The following is a 17,309-nucleotide window of genomic DNA, read 5'->3' as shown; positions in this document are numbered from 1 at the left end:
TCAAAAGAAAGCTGGAGAGAATTCATTATTCAGGAATATCACGTTGTGATACCGAACGAATCGCTTGTTTCAATGCTTCATAACCATGCAATGGTGGGAACTGTGGAAATTCTGCAATCACATTGGCTGGTGCATCAAATAAGAAACCATGATCAGCTTCCCCCAGCATCGTGGTATCGTTATACGAATCACCTGCCGCAATGACACGGAAGTTCAAACCATGCAATGCTTTTACCGCCTGACGCTTTTGATCAGGTTGGCGTAATTTATACGCGGTGATCATGCCATTTTCATCAGTTTCAAGCTTATGACAGAAAATCGTTGGCCATCCCAATTGCTTCATGAGTGGATGCGCAAACTCATAAAAAGTATCAGATAAAATAATCAATTGGAAATGAGTACGTACCCATTCAACAAATTCTTTCGCGCCTTCAAATGGTCCCATATCAGCAATCACAGCTTGAATATCATTCAATCCCAAGCCATGTTGTTTTAAGATATTCAAACGTTGTGTCATCAGTACATCGTAATCTGGAATGTCACGTGTAGTTGCTTCGAGTTCTTTAATCCCTGTTTTTTTTGCAAAGTTAATCCAGATTTCTGGAACTAACACCCCTTCAAGATCTAGGCATACGATTTCCATGAATGCTTCCAATGTTGGTTAAAAATTGCTGTATCATAGCACTAAGATTATTCAATTTTTGCGCTGTTGTTGAATAAAATCATTTTATTCTGCAAGATTAAAATCAATGACAAGCACACTGCTTTGCTTCGATTGATTTACAATTGTGCCCAAGCCTATCGCCAGGAACATCCATGACTGTTATTCCGACTATTGACCTTGTAGATGCGCTCGCTGCTGAATATGCAGATAAATCGCCACGAGAAATTTTAGCACTTGCGTTAAGCCAGCAAGGTGAAATCGCAATTTCATTTTCAGGCGCAGAAGATGTTGTTTTAATTGATATTGCTTCTCGTCTTGGCAAGCCCTTCCGTGTTTTTAGTTTGGATACGGGACGTTTACATGCAGAGACTTACCAATTCATTGAAACTGTTCGTAAGCACTATAAGATCGATATTGAAATTTGCTTCCCTGAGTCTGCTGCAGTTGAGCAATTCGTGACTAAAAAAGGCTTGTTTAGCTTTTTTGAAGATGGACATCAGGAATGTTGTGGAATCCGTAAAGTACAACCTCTGCGCAAGAAACTGGCAACATTGGATGGATGGATTACTGGCCAACGTAAGGATCAAAGTCCAACCCGTAGCGAAGTACCTGTGGTTCAAGCTGATGCTGGTTTTTCGGGTGAAGGCAAGCAATTGATCAAATATAACCCGCTTGCAAATTGGAGCAGTGCCGATGTCTGGAGTTATATCCGCATGATGGAAATTCCATATAACCCATTGCACGAACGCGGTTTTACTTCAATTGGTTGCGAACCATGTACACGTGCGGTGCTGCCAAATCAACATGAACGCGAAGGTCGTTGGTGGTGGGAAGAGGCCACGCATAAAGAATGTGGTTTGCACGCAGGCAACCTAAAAAAATAATCAATTACAGATTTGGTATATTAAAACCACTGATTCGTCAGTGGTTTTATTTTTCCTGACTCGCCTGTCTAAAGTCATATTTTAACCAGAACAAACAGTATATACTGCGCAGAACGGTTCCAATAATTCTAATAAGAGCTCTTCGAGAGTATCTTAGAAAAAATGCGATGAGAGGCTAGATCTGCTATGCGCCCACTACACCCCATTGATTTTATCTTTCTCTCGCTAGAGAAAAGGCAACAGCCTATGCATGTAGGCGGATTGTTTTTATTCGAGCTTCCAGAGAATGCATCACCCACGTTTGTGCACGATCTCGTCAATGAAATTCGCCAATCAAAGAGTATTCCTGTCCCACCATTTAACAATCAACTGAATGGTTTGTTCTGGGGTGAAGACAGCGAATTTGATCTGGATCACCACTTCCGCCATATTGCGCTGCCAAATCCTGGGCGTATCCGTGAATTACTGGTTTATATTTCACAGCAGCATAGCTCCTTGATTGATCGCGCCAAGCCTCTTTGGACCTGCGACATTATTGAAGGCATTGAAGGCAACCGTTTTGCCATGTATTTCAAAATTCACCATGCCATGGTGGACGGCGTCGCAGGTATGCGTCTGATTGAAAAATCACTTTCGCAAGATCCAAATGAAAAGCATGTAGTGCCACTCTGGTGTGTAGAAGGTAAACGAACCAAACGCCTCAAAGCACCAAAGCCGCCGACTGTCAGCAAAATCAAAGGTGTGATGGAAGGGATTAAATCTCAGCTTGAAGTTGCCCCTAAAGTCATGCAAGAGCTGTCGCAAACCATTTTTAAAGAGATGGGCAAAAATCCAGATTATGTCTCAACCTTTCAAGCACCACCTTCTATTCTGAACCAACGCGTGAGTTCTTCACGTCGTTTTGCCGCACAATCCTTTGAACTCGGTCGTTTCCGTCGTATTGCCAAATCTTTGGGTGTAACGCTCAATGACGTGATTCTAGCGGTATGTTCAGGTGCTTTACGTGAATACCTCATCAGCCATAACAGCTTGCCAAAGAAACCTTTAATTGCGATGGTTCCTGCATCACTGCGTACCGACGATTCTGATGTCAGCAATCGTATTACCATGATTTTGGCCAATCTTGCGACCCATATTGAAGATCCAATTGAGCGTTTAGAAGTTATTCGCCGTAGCGTACAGAACTCGAAACAGCGTTTTAGCCGTATGACTGCCAATGAGATTTTGAATTATAGTGCAGTTGTGTATGGTCCAGCCGGTTTGAATATTGCATCAGGCATGTTACCTAAGCGTCAAGCCTTTAACCTTGTCATCTCAAACGTACCAGGTCCGCGTGAACCTTTATATTGGAATGGTGCAAAGTTAGATGCGCTCTACCCTGCATCGATTGTGATGGATGGACAGGCACTGAATATCACCATGACCAGTTATTTAGATAAACTGGAAGTGGGTTTGATTGCATGTCGTAATGCTTTGCCAAAAATGCAAAATTTACTGACCCATTTAGAAGAAGAAATTCAACGCTTTGAGCAAGCGATTCAAGATTTACCACAGAAAGTGGCGAATTAAGGATTGAGAAAAAATTAAGGGGCTTTCAGTGGCCCCTTATTTTTTGATTGTGCGGCAACGTTGTAGCAGTTGATGGCAGGCTGAACGAATCATCGCCGTAGTAATCTGAACTTCTTTACCTTGGCTGTCTACCATATAACATGTATTTACAGGGTTGCTGTCTAAAACATGCTTGAAACCGTGGTTCACTAATCTTTCACTCACATTCATCGTTATATACCTCATATTATTTGCTAAGGGACCCAAAAGTACCTATGGCTCATTTTATGGTTCTAGTATTTAAAATTCGTGATAGAAAGTAAAATTTCAGTTGTAACAAGGCTTAAGCGAAATCTTGTTACATCTTTAGGTCAAAATGATATCGTATTGCTCTTGCGTATATAGATTTTCCACTTGGAATTTGATCACACGATTCACAAAATGTTCTAAATCCGCGACAGCTGGGGCTTCTGCTGTTAATAGCCGATCTATCACAGCTGGATGCGCAACGACAGTAAAGCCACCCTTGGAATCAAATGCACGCGCATAACGCATGATCTCTCGAAATATTTCGTAACATACTGTCTCTGCTGTCTTCACATAGCCTCGCCCTTGGCAGGTTGGACATGATTCACAAAGCAAATGTTCCAATGATTCACGCGTGCGTTTACGTGTCATTTCAACTAAGCCCAGCTCCGAAACTTGGGTAATTTTAGTTTTCGCATGATCGCGTTCCAGCATTCGTTCAAACTGACGCATCACTTCTTCACGATGCTCAGCTTCCTGCATGTCGATAAAATCAATAATCAGAATCCCCCCCAAATTACGCAGACGCAGTTGTCTTGCGATCACTTGAGTAGCTTCCATATTGGTTTTAAATACCGTGTCTTCTAAGCTGCGCCCACCAACATATGAGCCGGTATTGACATCAATCGTGGTCATCGCTTCGGTCTGATCAATCATCAGATAGCCGCCAGACTTGAGTGCGACACGGGTTTGCAACGCTTTTTGAATATCTTCTTCGACGTTATACAAATCGAAAAGTGGCTTTTCGCCAGGATAATGAATTAAGCGATTTTGAATCGTCGGAACAAACTCATCGACAAATTCACTGAGCTTGCCATGAATCTCGCGTGAATCGACATAGATCTTCGCCGTTTCATCACTGGCTAAATCTCTGATGATACGTTGCGGTAAAGGCAATTCTTCAAAGATCAGTTCAGCCGTTGCCGCTTCTTTTTGTTTGCGCTGAATAAATTCCCAAAGTTTGCTGAGATAACACATATCTTGTGCAATCGCAGCTTCATCGACGCCTTCTGCCGCAGTACGAACAATGACGCTACCTGGTAAATTATGTTCTGCCTGAATATGTTCAATGATGCTACGTAGGCGATCTCGCTCTTCTTCAGACTCAATTCGCTGCGACACACCAATGTGATTGCCATAAGGCATGAGCACGAGATAACGCGACGGGATAGAAAGATCAGTACTTAGACGAGCACCTTTGGTCCCCAACATATCTTTCATGACTTGGACAGTGAGCATCTGTCCCGGGTGTAACAGCTCAAAAACGTTTGGTGTCGGTTGCGAACGCGACCACACCATATCGTTAATATGCAAAAAAGCGGTTCGAGACAAACCAATATCGACAAAGGCTGCTTGCATACCTGGTAGTACACGAACCACTTTACCTTTGTAGATATTACCCACTAACCCACGTTTTACAGTTCGCTCAACGAATAATTCATTGACCGTACCATTTTCAATCAATGCCACACGACATTCCATCGGCGTGACGTTAATCAGCAACTCTTCTGCCATAACAAACTCAAAATTTTATAAAAATTCTTATACCCGAAAGTGTCGTTCCCTGTATTGAAATACTTAGGCTTTAACGCTTTCTAATAACTGTGCGATCTCATGCAAAGGCAAACCCACGACATTGCTATAACTGCCTCGAATTTGTGGAATATATTGTGCTGCAATTCCCTGTATCGCATAAGCACCTGCTTTACCAATCGGTTCGCCCGTTGCCCAATATTTTTCCATTTCCGCATGACTGAGTTGCTGTAACTCAACTTGCGTTCTCACCACACGACTCAAAATCTGAGCAGAACTTGCAACACAAATTCCGGAATAGACATCATGCCATTGCCCAGAAAGCATCGACCAGATGGAAAAAGCGTGTTGCTTTGACTCTGGCTTACCAATGATCTGCCCAGCAAAACTTAAACTGGTATCTGCCGCAATCACAATTGCGTCAGTATATTTATTTAAAACGACTTGTGCCTTCTCGCGCGCCAAGCGTTCAACATAATGCTCAACAGTCTCACCCTCATGCACCGCCTCATCGACATCTGGACGATAGATTTCAAAGTCCAAACCCAACTGCTGTAGTAGCTCCTGCCGACGAGGCGAGCTTGATGCGAGAATTATATGCGCCATTTATGTAAGCAATAATAAACCAATGGCCATGCCAGTACACTTGTCACAACAGGTTGCCAATGGCGCGCAATCGAAAAATGTGTACCTGCAATGGTCTGGCTAATCCACAAAAAAGTAATATGTGCAACAATCGCAATCACCGCAATCACCCACGAATTCCCAAAAGTGAGAATACGGCGCTCACGGATTAAATAGCGAATACCGAAACTGATTACAACAAAACTGAGTGCATTTAAGCCAAACGGTGCATCGAGCAGCAGGTCGGCAAACAGGCCCATGCCAAAAGCAAACCAGACACCACACCAAACAGGCTGATAGAGAATCCAGAACAGCATAATCATTAGCATGATGGATGGTCGCCAACCCGAGGCCTCATAGGCCATTGGATAAACCATCAATACAGAACCAATCACGATGGATAGAATAATCATCCATAGCGGATCTTTGCGTTTCTCATAATTGAGCTTAGCGATCGGCATAAGGTTGCTCCTGCGCTAAGGATTCAGAGAACAGCACCACAACATGATGACCACTGGCAAGTTGAGCTGCTGGAGTAACATCAATTTCAGCAAACTCACCTGAAGTATGACGACTGACTTTAGACACAGTTCCCACTAAATAACCTGCTGGGAAATGTTCGCCTAAACCTGAACTAAAGACTTTGTCCCCAACCTGGATATTGGCACTGGTTGGCACATATTCCATTTTGAGTTGACCCAAATCGCCAGTACCCGAAATAATCGCACGCATTCCAGTACGCTCTAAACGCACAGATAATGAATGCTCTTTATCAGATAGCAACATGATACGGGCACTATGTGGATAGACATTAATGATCTGCCCCATAATCCCTTTATCGTCTAGAACAGTTTGTCCCGCACTTAAATGATCCACTGAACCACGGTTAATAATAATAATATGGCGCAATGGGTCTGCATCCGTTCCAATCACTTCCGCAATTTGCATACGTCCATCAATAATTAACGGCGTATCCAAAAGCCCTCTTAAACGGTTATTTTCCGCAGAGAGTTCTGAAAGTTTTTGGAGGCGGACTTGTGCTTGTAGCAGTTCAGCTTGCATTGCGGTGTTTTCACGACGCAATTGCGCTTCAGATTTGGTTTGTTGGTTAAGCCATTCTCGCGACAGTACAGGATAGCTTGCCAGCGCATAAATTGGATTATACGCGGCGTACAAGACATCCCTTGCAGGTTGAATTACATAAGGCATGCGCCAATCAAAGAAAAGCACCACCAAACATGTAATCACCGCAATAACAAATGAGCGAAAAGATGGCGGTTGTCTTGAAAAAAGATTCGGTTGCACCGCCTAGTCCTTATGATTTAACCAACGAAAAGCATGTCGTGGTTTGGATTGTCAAAGAACTCTAATACTTTACCGCCGCCACGAGTGACACAAGTTAAAGGATCATCTGCAACAATTACAGGCAAACCTGTTTCTTGCGCAAGCAATTTATCTAGGTTACGCAATAATGCACCACCACCTGTCAACACAATACCGCGCTCTGCAATATCCGAAGACAATTCAGGTGGCGTTTGTTCTAGTGCAGATTTAACAGCACTCACAATGCTTTGTAACGGATCAGAAATGGCCTGCGTAATTTCATCAGAAGTCACCGTAATCGCGCGAGGTACACCCTCAGCCAAGTTGCGACCGCGAACTTCGATCTCTAGGGTCTTGCCATCAGCAACAGCCATACCCACTTCTTTTTTAATGACTTCGGCTGTCGTTTCCCCGATCACACAACCGTGTGCTTTACGCACATAATTGATGATTTGCTCATCAAATACATCACCACCGATACGTAAAGAATCAGCGTAGACACAACCTTGTAATGAAATGATTGCAATTTCAGTGGTACCACCACCAACATCGACAACCATCGAACCACATGCTTGCTCAACAGGCATACCCGCACCAATCGCAGCAGCCATTGGCTCTTCGATTAAACGTACATCACGCGCACCTGCATTAAATACAGCTTCGCGAATCGCACGACGCTCAACCAATGTCGATTTACAAGGTACACAGACCACAACACGCGGTGCTGGCGGGAATAAACGCTTTTCATGCACTTTGCCAATGAACTGATTCAACATGGTCTCAGTGACTTCGAAATCAGCAATCACACCGTCTTTCATCGGACGAATTGCTGAAATATTCGCTGGTGTACGGCCTAACATTTGTTTAGCATCAATACCTACAGCGGCAACAATTTTTTGTGAACCACTATGGCGAATTGCCACAACAGTTGGTTCATTTAATATAATGCCACGGCCTGGTGCATAAATAAGTGTATTTGCAGTACCTAAATCAATGGCTAAATCCGGCGAAAACAAGCCAATTAGTCGTTTTAGAATCACGGGGGCGTTCTCAATTAAACTTTGTGTGAATACAAGGTGGCAACTTTAACTAAATGTGATGATTTGAACAAGTCAATCGCTTATTATAACGCACGATATTTTGAAATTTTTTAATACTGAATTAGGTAAAGTTATGTCTACATCATCAGATGCTCAGCAGACAACAGACTTAAATGCGCAAACGGTCTCGCAAATTGCACACCTTGCCCGTTTATCTCTCAATGACACGCAATCTGCTGAATATGCTCAAAGTTTGAATAAAATCCTTGGCATGATGGAAAGCTTGAAAGGCATTAATACCGATGATGTTGAGCCTTTAAAGAGCCCATTTGACAACCCGCAACCCTTACGCGCTGATGTTGTGACTGAAAGCAACCATCGTGATGAATATCAAGCGGTCGCGCCTGCTACAGAAGCAGGTTTGTACCTCGTACCTCGCGTAATTGAATAAGATTTATTCGATTAGTCAATATTTTATATTTAGAATGTAAAGAAATTTTTCATATGACAGATTTACATCGCTTATCAATCCGTGAACTCTCTGAAGGCTTAAAACAAGCCCAATTTTCATCACGCGAATTGACTGAACATTATTTAAAGCGTATTGCCCAAATTGACCCGAAAGTAAAAAGTTATGTGACGGTTACCGCAGAACAGGCTCTTGCTGAAGCGAATGCAGCCGATGCAGCACTGAAAGCAGGCAATGCACACGCGCTGGCAGGTATTCCACTTGCCCACAAAGATATTTTTTGTACCCAAGGCATTAAAACCACTGCCGGTTCAAAAATGCTGGATAACTTCATTTCACCTTATGATGCAACTGTAGTTGCAAAAGCTAAAGCTGCGGGTCTCGTGACTTTAGGTAAGGTGAACATGGATGAATTCGCCATGGGTTCAACCTCTGAAAACTCTTATGTCGGTGCAACCTCTAACCCTTGGGCACTGGATCATGTTCCGGGTGGTTCATCAGGTGGTTCTGCAGCAGCTGTCGCGGCTGATCTTGCGCCAATCGCAACAGGTACCGATACAGGTGGCTCAATTCGTCAACCTGCTTCATTCTGCGGCTTAACAGGCTTAAAACCAACCTATGGTCGTGTATCTCGCTTCGGTATGATTGCGTATGCATCATCTCTCGACCAAGGCGGTCCAATGGCACGTTCTGCGGAAGACTGTGCTTATTTGATGAATGTAATTGCCGGTCATGATGCCAAAGACTCGACTTCGATCAACAAAGAAGTGGATGATTACGTTGCTAACCTAAACGGTACGGCAGTGAAAGGTCTACGCATTGGTATTCCAAAGCAATACTTCAATGTGGCCGGTTTAGACGCTGATGTAAAAGCACGCGTTGAAGAATCGTTGAAAAAGCTTGAAGACATGGGCGCGATCTTGGTTGAGATTGATCTCAACATGACTGAAGCCTATGTACCAACTTACTACTTGATCGCACCTGCGGAAGCTTCTTCGAACCTATCACGCTTTGACGGCGTACGTTATGGCTACCGTTGTGAAAATCCTGTGGATTTGATGGACTTATACAAACGTTCACGGTCAGAAGGTTTTGGTGCTGAAGTACAACGTCGTATCTTGATCGGGACGTATGCCCTTTCTGCGGGTTACTACGATGCATATTATGTCAAAGCACAAAAAGTACGTCGTTTGATTCAGCAAGATTTCCTCAAAGCATTTGAAAATGTCGATGTGATTGCTGCACCATCTGCACCAACTACTGCGTACAAGATCGGTGCGAATCTCAGCCCGACTGAAATGTATTTAGGCGATATCTATACCCTTGCTGTGAACTTGGCAGGTCTACCAGCCATCAACGCACCAGTTGGTTTTGATAAAGACAGCTTGCCTGTGGGCTTACAGTTGATTGGTAACTACTGGTCAGAATCACAATTGCTTTCGATTGTGCATCAATATCAACAAAATACAGACTGGCATACCAAACGTGCGGCAATTGCTGAGGAGAATGCATAATGGCTGAAGCTCAAAAGTTAAAGTTAATTGACGGTTGGGAAGTCGTTATCGGGATTGAGATCCACACGCAGTTGGCGACCAAGTCTAAAATCTTTTCAGGTTCATCGACTGAATTTGGTCAAGACCCAAATACACAAGCCAGCCTTGTTGATTTGGCGATGCCGGGTGTATTACCAGTATTGAATGCTGAAGTGGTTGATCTTGCAATTCGCTTTGGTTTGGGTATCGATGCCTATATCGACCAAGCCTCTGTGTTTGCACGTAAAAACTACTTCTACCCAGATTCGCCAAAAGGCTACCAGATCAGCCAGATGGACAATCCGATTGTGGGCTTGGGTCATATCGACATCCAGCTTGAAGATGGCACTGTGAAGCGTATTGGCGTAACACGTGCCCATCTTGAAGAAGATGCAGGTAAATCGATCCATGACCAGTTCGAAGGTATGTCGGGTATCGACTTAAACCGTGCGGGCACACCATTACTTGAAATCGTGTCTGAGCCAGATATGCGTTCGGTGGAAGAAGCGGTTGCCTATATCAAATCGATTCACACCCTAGTGCGTTGGTTAGGTATTTCTGACGGTAACATGGCAGAAGGTTCATTCCGTGCCGACTGTAATGTGTCACTCCGTCGTCCGGGTCAACCTTTTGGTACGCGTTGCGAGTTGAAAAACCTCAACTCATTCCGTTTCATTGAGCAAGCGATCAATGTCGAAATTGAACGCCAAATGGAAATTTTGGAATACGGCGGCGAAATTGATCAGGAAACCCGTTTGTTCGATCCGAACAAGATGGAAACCCGTTCTATGCGTTCGAAAGAAGAAGCGAACGACTATCGCTACTTCCCAGATCCAGACTTGTTGCCAGTAATTATTGCTGACGAACAAATCGAAGCGGCACGTGCTGCCCTTCCAGAACTACCTAAAGCGCGCCGTGCACGCTTTATCGCTGACTTTGCTGTAACTGAGTATGATGCGCATGTATTGACGCTTTCACGCGAAATGGCGGACTTCTACGAAGCTGTTGTGGCTGCTGCTGGCGGTGCGAAGCAAGGTAAAGTCTCTGCAAACTGGGTAATGGGTGAATTCTCAGGTGCTTTAAACAAAGCGGGCCTAGAATTGGCGGACTCTCCTGTTTCTGCTGAGCAATTAGGTGGCATGATTGCACGTATTGTCGACAATACCATTAACGGCAAAATTGCGAAGCAAGTGTTTGGCTTTATGTGGGAAGCAGAAGGAAAATCTGCGGATGACATCATTGCTGAGAAAGGCTTGAAGCAAGAAACCGATACCGGTGCGATTGAAGCGATTATCAAAGACGTACTTGCAGCCAATGAAAAAATGGTTGAAGAGTACAAGTCTGGTAAAGAAAAAGCCTTTAATGGTCTGGTTGGTCAAGTCATGAAAGCGGCAAAAGGTAAAGCCAACCCAGCCCAAGTAAATGAATTAATGAAGAAATTGATTGGTTAAACTGATTTAATTTCAAAAGAAAACCCGCTTTAGAGCGGGTTTTTTGGTTTTTATAGGATAAAATACCCGCACAATAAATTTTTAAACTAAAACTGACATGATTATTCAACTTATGAAAAATAGATTACTCTTAGGTGCCTGTTTGCTTTTGATCAGCAATTCTAATTTTGCACAAACACCTCAAGTCCCGAAAGCGGATACTGATGCTATTTTCAAAGCAGCAGGTTTTACAAAAAGTAAAAAGGGCTGGAAAAGTGATTGTTCAGTCGGTGAAATTACAGCTTATGCCGATTTAAACAGTGATGGGCTGAAAGATGCAATCGTTTCAGATTACGGCACCATGTGTTATGGCAATACAGGCGTTGGTTATTATATTGTGGCCCAACAGAAAAACGGTCAATGGAAAACCATTTTAAAAGAAGCTGGTATGCCTGAATTTTTAAAAACGAAAGGAACAGATGACTGGCCTGATATTGAGAATGGTGGGCCTGGTTTCTGTTTTGAAGTTTTACGCTGGAATGGTCAAGCCTACAAGGTTAATCGCTACGAATACGAAGGCAAGGCTTGTAAATTAGATTAAAGGTTATAATAAATCAAAATTATATGTAAAATCAAAATAGTGATTTTACATATTAGGGACTATAAAAATCATGGCTCAAACTAAAACAGTTTTTAACATCACAGAAGAAAGAACATCCAAGCTGGCTGTTTTAATCGATGCAGATAATGCCTCAGCAAAAGATATTAAAAATATTCTAGATGAACTTACAAAATATGGGGAAGCAACAGTAAAGCGAATTTATGGAAATTTTGTTAGTCAAAATGGTAACTGGAAACAAGCTATTAATGATTTAGCCATCAAGCCAATGCAACAATTTGCTTATACCACAGGGAAAAATGCTACTGATGGTTTTATGATTATTGATGCAATGGATTTGCTTTATACGAATCGATTTGATGGTTTTGCCCTAATTTCAAGTGATAGTGATTTCACTGCTTTAGCTATTCGTATTAAAGAACAAGGAGCAACCGTTTATGGCTTTGGTAAAATGCAAACGCCCGAAGCATTTAAAAATGCTTGCTCACATTTCACATATGTTGAAAATTTAAGCAATGAAAATGATACTGAAATCATTCAACCGTTGCCAACTAAACAGCAAACAAATATTAAAACACCTCAAAAAGAAACAAAAAAAACAGAAAGCACTCCAATAATCAGCAATATTAGTCATAAACTACCATTATCAACAATTAAGCAAATTTTCGATAATCATGATGCTGAATGGATACCCGCTTCGTCTTTCACGTCTCAATGGAAGTTATTACAAAATGACTTCGACCCAAGAAATTATGGTTTCAAAAAAGTTGTAGATTTAATCAAAAGCCATACCGATATTTTCAAGTATGATGAGCGTCTATTAGAAAATGGACACAGACAAATATATATAAAATTAAAAGATTAAATTATCCAATATTAATAAAATGCTAAGTCTAATATAACTAATTTATTGTATGGCCTTCTATTCTTAGAATGGAAGGCCTAAAACATCACTGCCCTCTTAACACACCCAACTTATTCCAGATATCAGGTGTTAAAAAAGTCGTAACCAATTTATTCAAATCAATATAACGCAAGGTACCTTGCAACTGCTGTCTAACCGCAGGGTCTTTGACAATATCCTGACCTGCACTCTGACCTAACTGTTGAAAAGCCTGTCCAACTGCTTGAATGCCCTCAGCTTGAATCACTGCTTTGGTTTGTGTCGAACACTGCTCCACAATCACACGCTGTAACACCTGTGCCAATTTCTGATCCAACTGGGTTTTCTGCTCAGGTGTAACATTACTAAAAGACTTTAAATCTGGATGTGCCGCTAAAGCCGTGAAAGTCCATTGCAAAACCGTAGTCTTATCTGCTGCCGTTGTGGCTTTCACTAAACAATCACTCAATTGATCCACAGTTGGCCCTGCCATCGCCACTTGGGTTGTACCCAACACAGCCGCAGCCATCAACACAGAACGACTCAAATGAGAAAATTTACGGCGGGCAGAAGTATAAACACGAGACATAAGCACAGTTCCAAATTGCAATCTTCCCTTTGTACCATGCTCTGTCTAGATCATCTGTTATGACGCTGTAAATTGCGTAAGTCCACGCCCTTAAAGCTTTGGCAAAATGTAAAAACCATGATGATGGTAAATCACTCAACCTGCACCCTCATAATCCCATTCTTCTGGAATATTCGGTTGTTCAGGTGCTTTATTTAAATCAATATTCAGGTTGCGGCTGCCCTTAAATGATTTCTCACCCGAATCTGACGCAGGTGATACATCCAGACTGTAGCGGTAACGGAATTGCCAAAGCATCGGCTTGATCGGACGAATATCCAGACTCAAACTATCTTCATCATGGCACTTGCCCTTAGAGCTTTCATAATCCTGTTCGGAGAAACAGGCCCGAATCATACGGCTAAAATTAAAAGGATAGTTTTCAATAAAGCGATGCGTTTTACCTGAATCCTTTAACTCATAAAAGCTGGCCCGTTCAATTCCAGCCCCACCACCCGAATACATTTCTGAAAAGGTATCAATCACTGCAACGGCATAACGGTTTTGATCCATAGGAAACAGTTTAGGGAAAATATATTGGCTAGATCGTGCCATTTCTTCCGTAGCCGCCAATTCAATACGCCACTGCTTTAACAATTTAAAACCTGTGGTCGAAGTCGCAAACTGGGCAATATTTCCCTCAGATAATAACCATAAGGTTTGATCTGGTGTTTTCAAACTCTGCCATTGTGCGCGCTGCTGACACAGCTCTTTGACTTGTTCACAGAGTTGCGTCTGCTCCGTTGCACTCAGTTTCCCCTTTTTAAAGTCAAGAATCTGTAAAGGTGCAGCAAAAACTGATGCACTAAAATAGGCGGATGTACCTATTAAAATCATTCCACCTAAACCCATTTTATGTTTAAGCATTGTGTTTCCTTAGGCTATTTTTATATTCACAATATTATTTGACGATTGCTTCAATCTGATCAAGATCCCACACTCCACCTGCGGCAAGGCCTCGACACATCCCTGTCCAGCGATCTAGGGTATGTACAAACCTCTGCCCATCCCAGACCCATTCATCACTCGACCAGCAATCACCAATACCGCGCCCTTTCTGCGAACTGCTGAGAATCCCATTATAAAACTCAGAGGAATGTTCCGTCACAAAAGTGGCTTTATTAGCCAGTGACTCATCCAATACCCATGCACCATAACCTTCGTTATATGCACCTCGCCAACATAGCGTAGCTGCCAAAACTTTTTTATTGGTCAATTTATAGAGATCAATTGCTTGAGGTGCTGTTTGCTTACCATCATAAGCCCCTTCACAAAACCCTTCTTGTTTCGGAATTGGCTGGGCAGCCATCAAGTTTTGATAGAGTGCAGCATAGCGTTTGTCGGTTGGCCGCAATGTCAGATAAGGCTTACTGGATGTTTTGATCTGCTTGACGGTAAATTTGGGGTGAGCAACCAATACCTTGGACTCATCTGCCTTACCCTTTTTAATCAAAGCGCCCACTGTACCAATACGTTTTTGAAAATCATCCATTTTTAGCAATACCGCAGTCATTCCCTTATCTGAGATTTGCCAATGTAGATTAGCATTTTTAAACACGATTTCGGTCTTTTTCTTAGATTGCTGTAATAAGGCATTGACTTGATTTGTTGAGAGTTGCCCCATCAGTGGGAATTCTGTTCCATCGACGAACACTTGCCCAAAGTCTTTACCATTCACATAAAAATGGAGATTTTTAAGCTTTGCTGCGGGCATAGAAGGTTGTTCAAAACGAGCCAATGCAAATTCAACCTGTACAGGCTGTCGTGCGCCTGCCTGACGGGTCAATAACAGCGATGCAGGTTCATCATCACTATATTCATTGTAATAACCTGCTGCTCGGCAAGTGCCTGTATTGCTACAGTAAATTTCCCAATCTTCATGCGAGAATGAAATGCCTTTGATATCTTGGGCAAAAGCATTGGAACTCAGGACAATAAGGGAACAGGCTGAAAGAATCTTTTTCATAAGACTTATGCTCTGTCTCATCAATTTTATTATTTGTTAAAATATTCTAAATCTTTTAAATGAGTCAGTTTGTAGGTTCTTGTATTCAAGAATATGCTAATTTGATCTCAACCCCAAAACATCATCTAAAAATGAAAACATTAATCTCTATTCTTACTATTTTATTCGCATTATCAGCCACTTCAACTCATGCTGAGGTCAGTAGCTTTAAGCCCATCTTTCCCAAATTTTCAAATACAGCGCAAGAGCGAAAAGCCGAAAACCAAATTTATGCCTTGGGTGAAGTGTCCTTTGCCAACGATGTCCGGGTTCCCTTTTATGGAGTGACTGCACTCAATCCTGCCGATGAAGGCTTATTAAAAGACTTTAAAAACTGTACAGCCAAAAGCTGCCATTTCGATTTTAAACTGGATACCAATCAGGCCAAGCAACTTAAATTAGTTGCGCTACCTGAAATTGGTGCAGTACTTGTACCCAAAGATTGGCACGATGTGGAGGCACATGCGGGCGCAAATGGTACGGGTTCAGCCCTGCTGATGAGTCCAAATCAAAAACAGGCCATAGAATTATACGATTCATCCTTCTGTGTCGGTTGCGGTATGCCCAATGCCACGCTTTACTTTCCCAATCTGTTAAAAGAGAGTATTGAAAATGAGTTTGGCGGCTATAAAGATCCACAGAAACTGGTGAATATTGTACATCCTTCCAAACAAGTGGCTTTCTTTAGCTATCAAATCCCAAACCTGAATAATAAAACCCATGGCGTCGCGAAATACCATGACGAGGACACCTTCAATTTTAGAGAAATCATCGTCACGCTAGATAAATCACAACAGCACTTGGTTGGACCGATTTTAAACTTCTATCACTTTAACCATTGAGCCGTTTCAAACAGCTTGACTGGCTTTGAGTAGACTCAAGAAATGCTCAACCCGAACACTATTGCCTTTGGCACGGCAAATTGCATAGATCGGGGCGATACAGGGTTTTTTTGCTTCTAGCGGTTTATACACAATTTGCTTATTCCAGAAGTCCTGAATTGAGGCAGGAACAATTGATAGTCCAATCCCCGCTGCAATCAGATTCAGGCTCGAAGTTAAACGAGGGGCTTCTTGGACAATGTTGGGACTAAACCCCGCCTGATAGCAATTTGCCAAAATATTATCAAACAGGTCTTGCCCCGCAATACGGCGATACAACACAAACTCATACGGCTCTAAATCAAGCAAACGGATTGATCCCGCTTGCTCAGCCAAAGGATGATTACTTGGTAAAGCCACAATCAAGGGCTCATCCAGTACATGTATGCTTTGTACTTCGGCATGAATCGGCGCAGGTTTGCGTAGAAAGACGATATCCAGTTTTTCATTAATCACTGCATCAGTTAAAGCAGTACTGCTATCTTCTTCCAAATGAATAGCGACAGCAGGAAACTTTTCCCTGAATTGACGCAAGAGTGCAGGCAAAAAAGGATGTAGCCCTGCGGAGTTGGTAAAGCCAATATTGATTTGACCTTCCAAGCCTTGCGCAATGTTTTTGACCCGTTTCGGAATCGACTGAGCATGCGCCAAAATGGTAATGGCTTCCTGATATAAAGCCTTACCCGCTTCCGTCACCTCTACACCTCGGGGCAGGCGTTTGAGCAAAGCCGTATCCAGCTCTTCTTCCAGACTTTTAATCAATCGGGTCAGTGGCGGCTGTTGCATATGCAGTCTAACCGCAGCTTTGGAAATATTGCTTTCTTCCACCACAGCAACGAATGCATTGAGTTTATGAATATCAATCATACATACCCTAAAAGTATAGATAAAGGCAAAAATAGCATTTGTGAATATACCACAAATCTTTCATGCTATAGCT

Annotated in this window: 19 protein-coding genes; 8 read left to right on the top strand and 11 right to left on the bottom strand. The window is 42.5% G+C overall.

Features of this window, described 5'->3' with window-relative positions; translation table 11 throughout:
- Window positions 1-25 precede the first annotated feature (25 nt).
- A complete protein-coding gene (gene thrH, locus F885_RS01545; RefSeq protein WP_004652299.1) occupies window positions 26-643 on the bottom strand; it encodes a bifunctional phosphoserine phosphatase/homoserine phosphotransferase ThrH in 618 nt (205 codons plus the stop codon).
- A gap of 173 nt (window positions 644-816) precedes the next feature.
- Between thrH and F885_RS01550 the strand changes: the two genes are divergently transcribed.
- The gene (locus F885_RS01550) at window positions 817-1,548 is read left to right on the top strand and encodes a phosphoadenylyl-sulfate reductase (protein ID WP_005322621.1); all 732 of its coding nucleotides are present in this window, start codon (window positions 817-819) and stop codon (window positions 1,546-1,548) included.
- 186 nt (window positions 1,549-1,734) lie between these two features.
- Window positions 1,735-3,117 (top strand): WS/DGAT/MGAT family O-acyltransferase, encoded by a 1,383-nt coding sequence (locus F885_RS01555; protein WP_004802995.1) that lies wholly within the window; start codon window positions 1,735-1,737, stop codon window positions 3,115-3,117.
- Between the two features lie 36 nt (window positions 3,118-3,153).
- Here the strand turns inward: F885_RS01555 and F885_RS20855 are convergent, their stop codons facing one another.
- The 6 genes from F885_RS20855 to F885_RS01580 form a co-directional block, all read right to left on the bottom strand.
- On the bottom strand, window positions 3,154-3,327 hold the full coding sequence (locus F885_RS20855; RefSeq protein ID WP_004775299.1) for a PA1571 family protein: 174 nt from the start codon (window positions 3,325-3,327) through the stop codon (window positions 3,154-3,156).
- A 135-nt stretch (window positions 3,328-3,462) separates the two neighbouring features.
- Entirely contained in the window at window positions 3,463-4,917 is a 1,455-nt protein-coding gene (gene rng, locus F885_RS01560; RefSeq protein WP_004802994.1) for a ribonuclease G, read from the bottom strand.
- Window positions 4,918-4,980: 63 nt separating this feature from the next.
- Window positions 4,981-5,541: a Maf-like protein gene (locus tag F885_RS01565; protein WP_005206018.1), complete on the bottom strand. Its 561-nt coding sequence runs from the start codon at window positions 5,539-5,541 to the stop codon at window positions 4,981-4,983.
- Window positions 5,529-6,020: a rod shape-determining protein MreD gene (gene mreD, locus F885_RS01570; RefSeq protein ID WP_005206019.1), complete on the bottom strand. Its 492-nt coding sequence runs from the start codon at window positions 6,018-6,020 to the stop codon at window positions 5,529-5,531. The genes F885_RS01565 and mreD overlap by 13 nt, the downstream gene beginning before the upstream one ends.
- Window positions 6,007-6,864 carry a rod shape-determining protein MreC gene (mreC, locus tag F885_RS01575; RefSeq protein WP_004802987.1) on the bottom strand — a complete coding sequence of 286 codons (858 nt, stop codon included), beginning with the start codon at window positions 6,862-6,864 and terminating at the stop codon, window positions 6,007-6,009. Before mreC ends, mreD begins: the two co-directional genes overlap by 14 nt.
- Before the next feature lie 17 nt (window positions 6,865-6,881).
- Complete coding sequence (locus F885_RS01580; protein ID WP_004652309.1) at window positions 6,882-7,922, bottom strand: rod shape-determining protein; 1,041 nt, start codon at window positions 7,920-7,922, stop codon at window positions 6,882-6,884.
- A 133-nt stretch (window positions 7,923-8,055) separates the two neighbouring features.
- Here F885_RS01580 and gatC point away from each other — a divergent pair, with 133 nt between their 5' ends.
- The 5 genes from gatC to F885_RS01605 all read left to right on the top strand — a co-directional run bounded on the left by gatC (window position 8,056) and on the right by F885_RS01605 (window position 12,837).
- Entirely contained in the window at window positions 8,056-8,373 is a 318-nt protein-coding gene (gene gatC, locus F885_RS01585; protein WP_004652310.1) for an Asp-tRNA(Asn)/Glu-tRNA(Gln) amidotransferase subunit GatC, read from the top strand.
- A gap of 53 nt (window positions 8,374-8,426) precedes the next feature.
- Window positions 8,427-9,905, top strand: a complete 1,479-nt coding sequence (gene gatA, locus F885_RS01590) for an Asp-tRNA(Asn)/Glu-tRNA(Gln) amidotransferase subunit GatA (RefSeq protein WP_005322610.1) — start codon at window positions 8,427-8,429, stop codon at window positions 9,903-9,905.
- Window positions 9,905-11,374 (top strand): Asp-tRNA(Asn)/Glu-tRNA(Gln) amidotransferase subunit GatB, encoded by a 1,470-nt coding sequence (gatB, locus tag F885_RS01595; RefSeq protein WP_005322609.1) that lies wholly within the window; start codon window positions 9,905-9,907, stop codon window positions 11,372-11,374. Before gatA ends, gatB begins: the two co-directional genes overlap by 1 nt.
- Window positions 11,375-11,471: 97 nt before the next feature.
- Window positions 11,472-11,954, top strand: coding sequence for a hypothetical protein (locus F885_RS01600; protein ID WP_005322608.1), 483 nt, complete (start codon window positions 11,472-11,474; stop codon window positions 11,952-11,954).
- A gap of 70 nt (window positions 11,955-12,024) precedes the next feature.
- Window positions 12,025-12,837, top strand: coding sequence for an NYN domain-containing protein (locus F885_RS01605; protein ID WP_005322607.1), 813 nt, complete (start codon window positions 12,025-12,027; stop codon window positions 12,835-12,837).
- Between the two features lie 85 nt (window positions 12,838-12,922).
- On the opposite strand, the gene F885_RS01610 is transcribed toward F885_RS01605, so the two are convergent.
- The 3 genes from F885_RS01610 to F885_RS01620 form a co-directional block, all read right to left on the bottom strand.
- Window positions 12,923-13,444, bottom strand: a complete 522-nt coding sequence (locus F885_RS01610) for a hypothetical protein (RefSeq protein ID WP_005322606.1) — start codon at window positions 13,442-13,444, stop codon at window positions 12,923-12,925.
- Between the two features lie 135 nt (window positions 13,445-13,579).
- Entirely contained in the window at window positions 13,580-14,350 is a 771-nt protein-coding gene (locus F885_RS01615; RefSeq protein WP_005322605.1) for a hypothetical protein, read from the bottom strand.
- 34 nt (window positions 14,351-14,384) lie between these two features.
- Window positions 14,385-15,449, bottom strand: coding sequence for a DUF1176 domain-containing protein (locus F885_RS01620; RefSeq protein ID WP_005322604.1), 1,065 nt, complete (start codon window positions 15,447-15,449; stop codon window positions 14,385-14,387).
- A gap of 131 nt (window positions 15,450-15,580) precedes the next feature.
- Here F885_RS01620 and F885_RS01625 point away from each other — a divergent pair, with 131 nt between their 5' ends.
- Window positions 15,581-16,330 (top strand): DUF4850 domain-containing protein, encoded by a 750-nt coding sequence (locus F885_RS01625; protein ID WP_032859869.1) that lies wholly within the window; start codon window positions 15,581-15,583, stop codon window positions 16,328-16,330.
- Between the two features lie 6 nt (window positions 16,331-16,336).
- Here F885_RS01625 and F885_RS01630 read toward each other — a convergent pair whose 3' ends face one another.
- Entirely contained in the window at window positions 16,337-17,236 is a 900-nt protein-coding gene (locus F885_RS01630) for a LysR family transcriptional regulator (protein ID WP_004802973.1), read from the bottom strand.
- Window positions 17,237-17,309: the final 73 nt, after the last annotated feature.

The organism is Acinetobacter higginsii (assembly GCF_000369845.1).
Taxonomy (GTDB): domain Bacteria; phylum Pseudomonadota; class Gammaproteobacteria; order Pseudomonadales; family Moraxellaceae; genus Acinetobacter; species Acinetobacter higginsii.
This window is presented reverse-complemented; position numbering and strand designations above follow the sequence as displayed.

Excerpts from the sequence above, each read along its gene's own strand:
- F885_RS01550 (WP_005322621.1), top strand. The coding sequence starts at position 817 with ATGACTGTTATTCCGACTATTGACCTTGTAGATGCGCTCGCTGCTGAA.
- F885_RS01555 (WP_004802995.1), top strand. The coding sequence starts at position 1,735 with ATGCGCCCACTACACCCCATTGATTTTATCTTTCTCTCGCTAGAGAAA.
- gatB (WP_005322609.1), top strand. The coding sequence starts at position 9,905 with ATGGCTGAAGCTCAAAAGTTAAAGTTAATTGACGGTTGGGAAGTCGTT.
- F885_RS01565 (WP_005206018.1), bottom strand. The coding sequence starts at position 5,541 with ATGGCGCATATAATTCTCGCATCAAGCTCGCCTCGTCGGCAGGAGCTA.
- rng (WP_004802994.1), bottom strand. The coding sequence starts at position 4,917 with ATGGCAGAAGAGTTGCTGATTAACGTCACGCCGATGGAATGTCGTGTG.
- F885_RS01630 (WP_004802973.1), bottom strand. The coding sequence starts at position 17,236 with ATGATTGATATTCATAAACTCAATGCATTCGTTGCTGTGGTGGAAGAA.
- F885_RS20855 (WP_004775299.1), bottom strand. The coding sequence starts at position 3,327 with ATGAATGTGAGTGAAAGATTAGTGAACCACGGTTTCAAGCATGTTTTA.
- F885_RS01620 (WP_005322604.1), bottom strand. The coding sequence starts at position 15,449 with ATGAAAAAGATTCTTTCAGCCTGTTCCCTTATTGTCCTGAGTTCCAAT.
- mreD (WP_005206019.1), bottom strand. The coding sequence starts at position 6,020 with ATGCCGATCGCTAAGCTCAATTATGAGAAACGCAAAGATCCGCTATGG.
- gatC (WP_004652310.1), top strand. The coding sequence starts at position 8,056 with ATGTCTACATCATCAGATGCTCAGCAGACAACAGACTTAAATGCGCAA.
- gatA (WP_005322610.1), top strand. The coding sequence starts at position 8,427 with ATGACAGATTTACATCGCTTATCAATCCGTGAACTCTCTGAAGGCTTA.
- F885_RS01625 (WP_032859869.1), top strand. The coding sequence starts at position 15,581 with ATGAAAACATTAATCTCTATTCTTACTATTTTATTCGCATTATCAGCC.
- F885_RS01600 (WP_005322608.1), top strand. The coding sequence starts at position 11,472 with ATGATTATTCAACTTATGAAAAATAGATTACTCTTAGGTGCCTGTTTG.
- thrH (WP_004652299.1), bottom strand. The coding sequence starts at position 643 with ATGGAAATCGTATGCCTAGATCTTGAAGGGGTGTTAGTTCCAGAAATC.
- F885_RS01610 (WP_005322606.1), bottom strand. The coding sequence starts at position 13,444 with ATGTCTCGTGTTTATACTTCTGCCCGCCGTAAATTTTCTCATTTGAGT.
- F885_RS01605 (WP_005322607.1), top strand. The coding sequence starts at position 12,025 with ATGGCTCAAACTAAAACAGTTTTTAACATCACAGAAGAAAGAACATCC.
- F885_RS01615 (WP_005322605.1), bottom strand. The coding sequence starts at position 14,350 with ATGCTTAAACATAAAATGGGTTTAGGTGGAATGATTTTAATAGGTACA.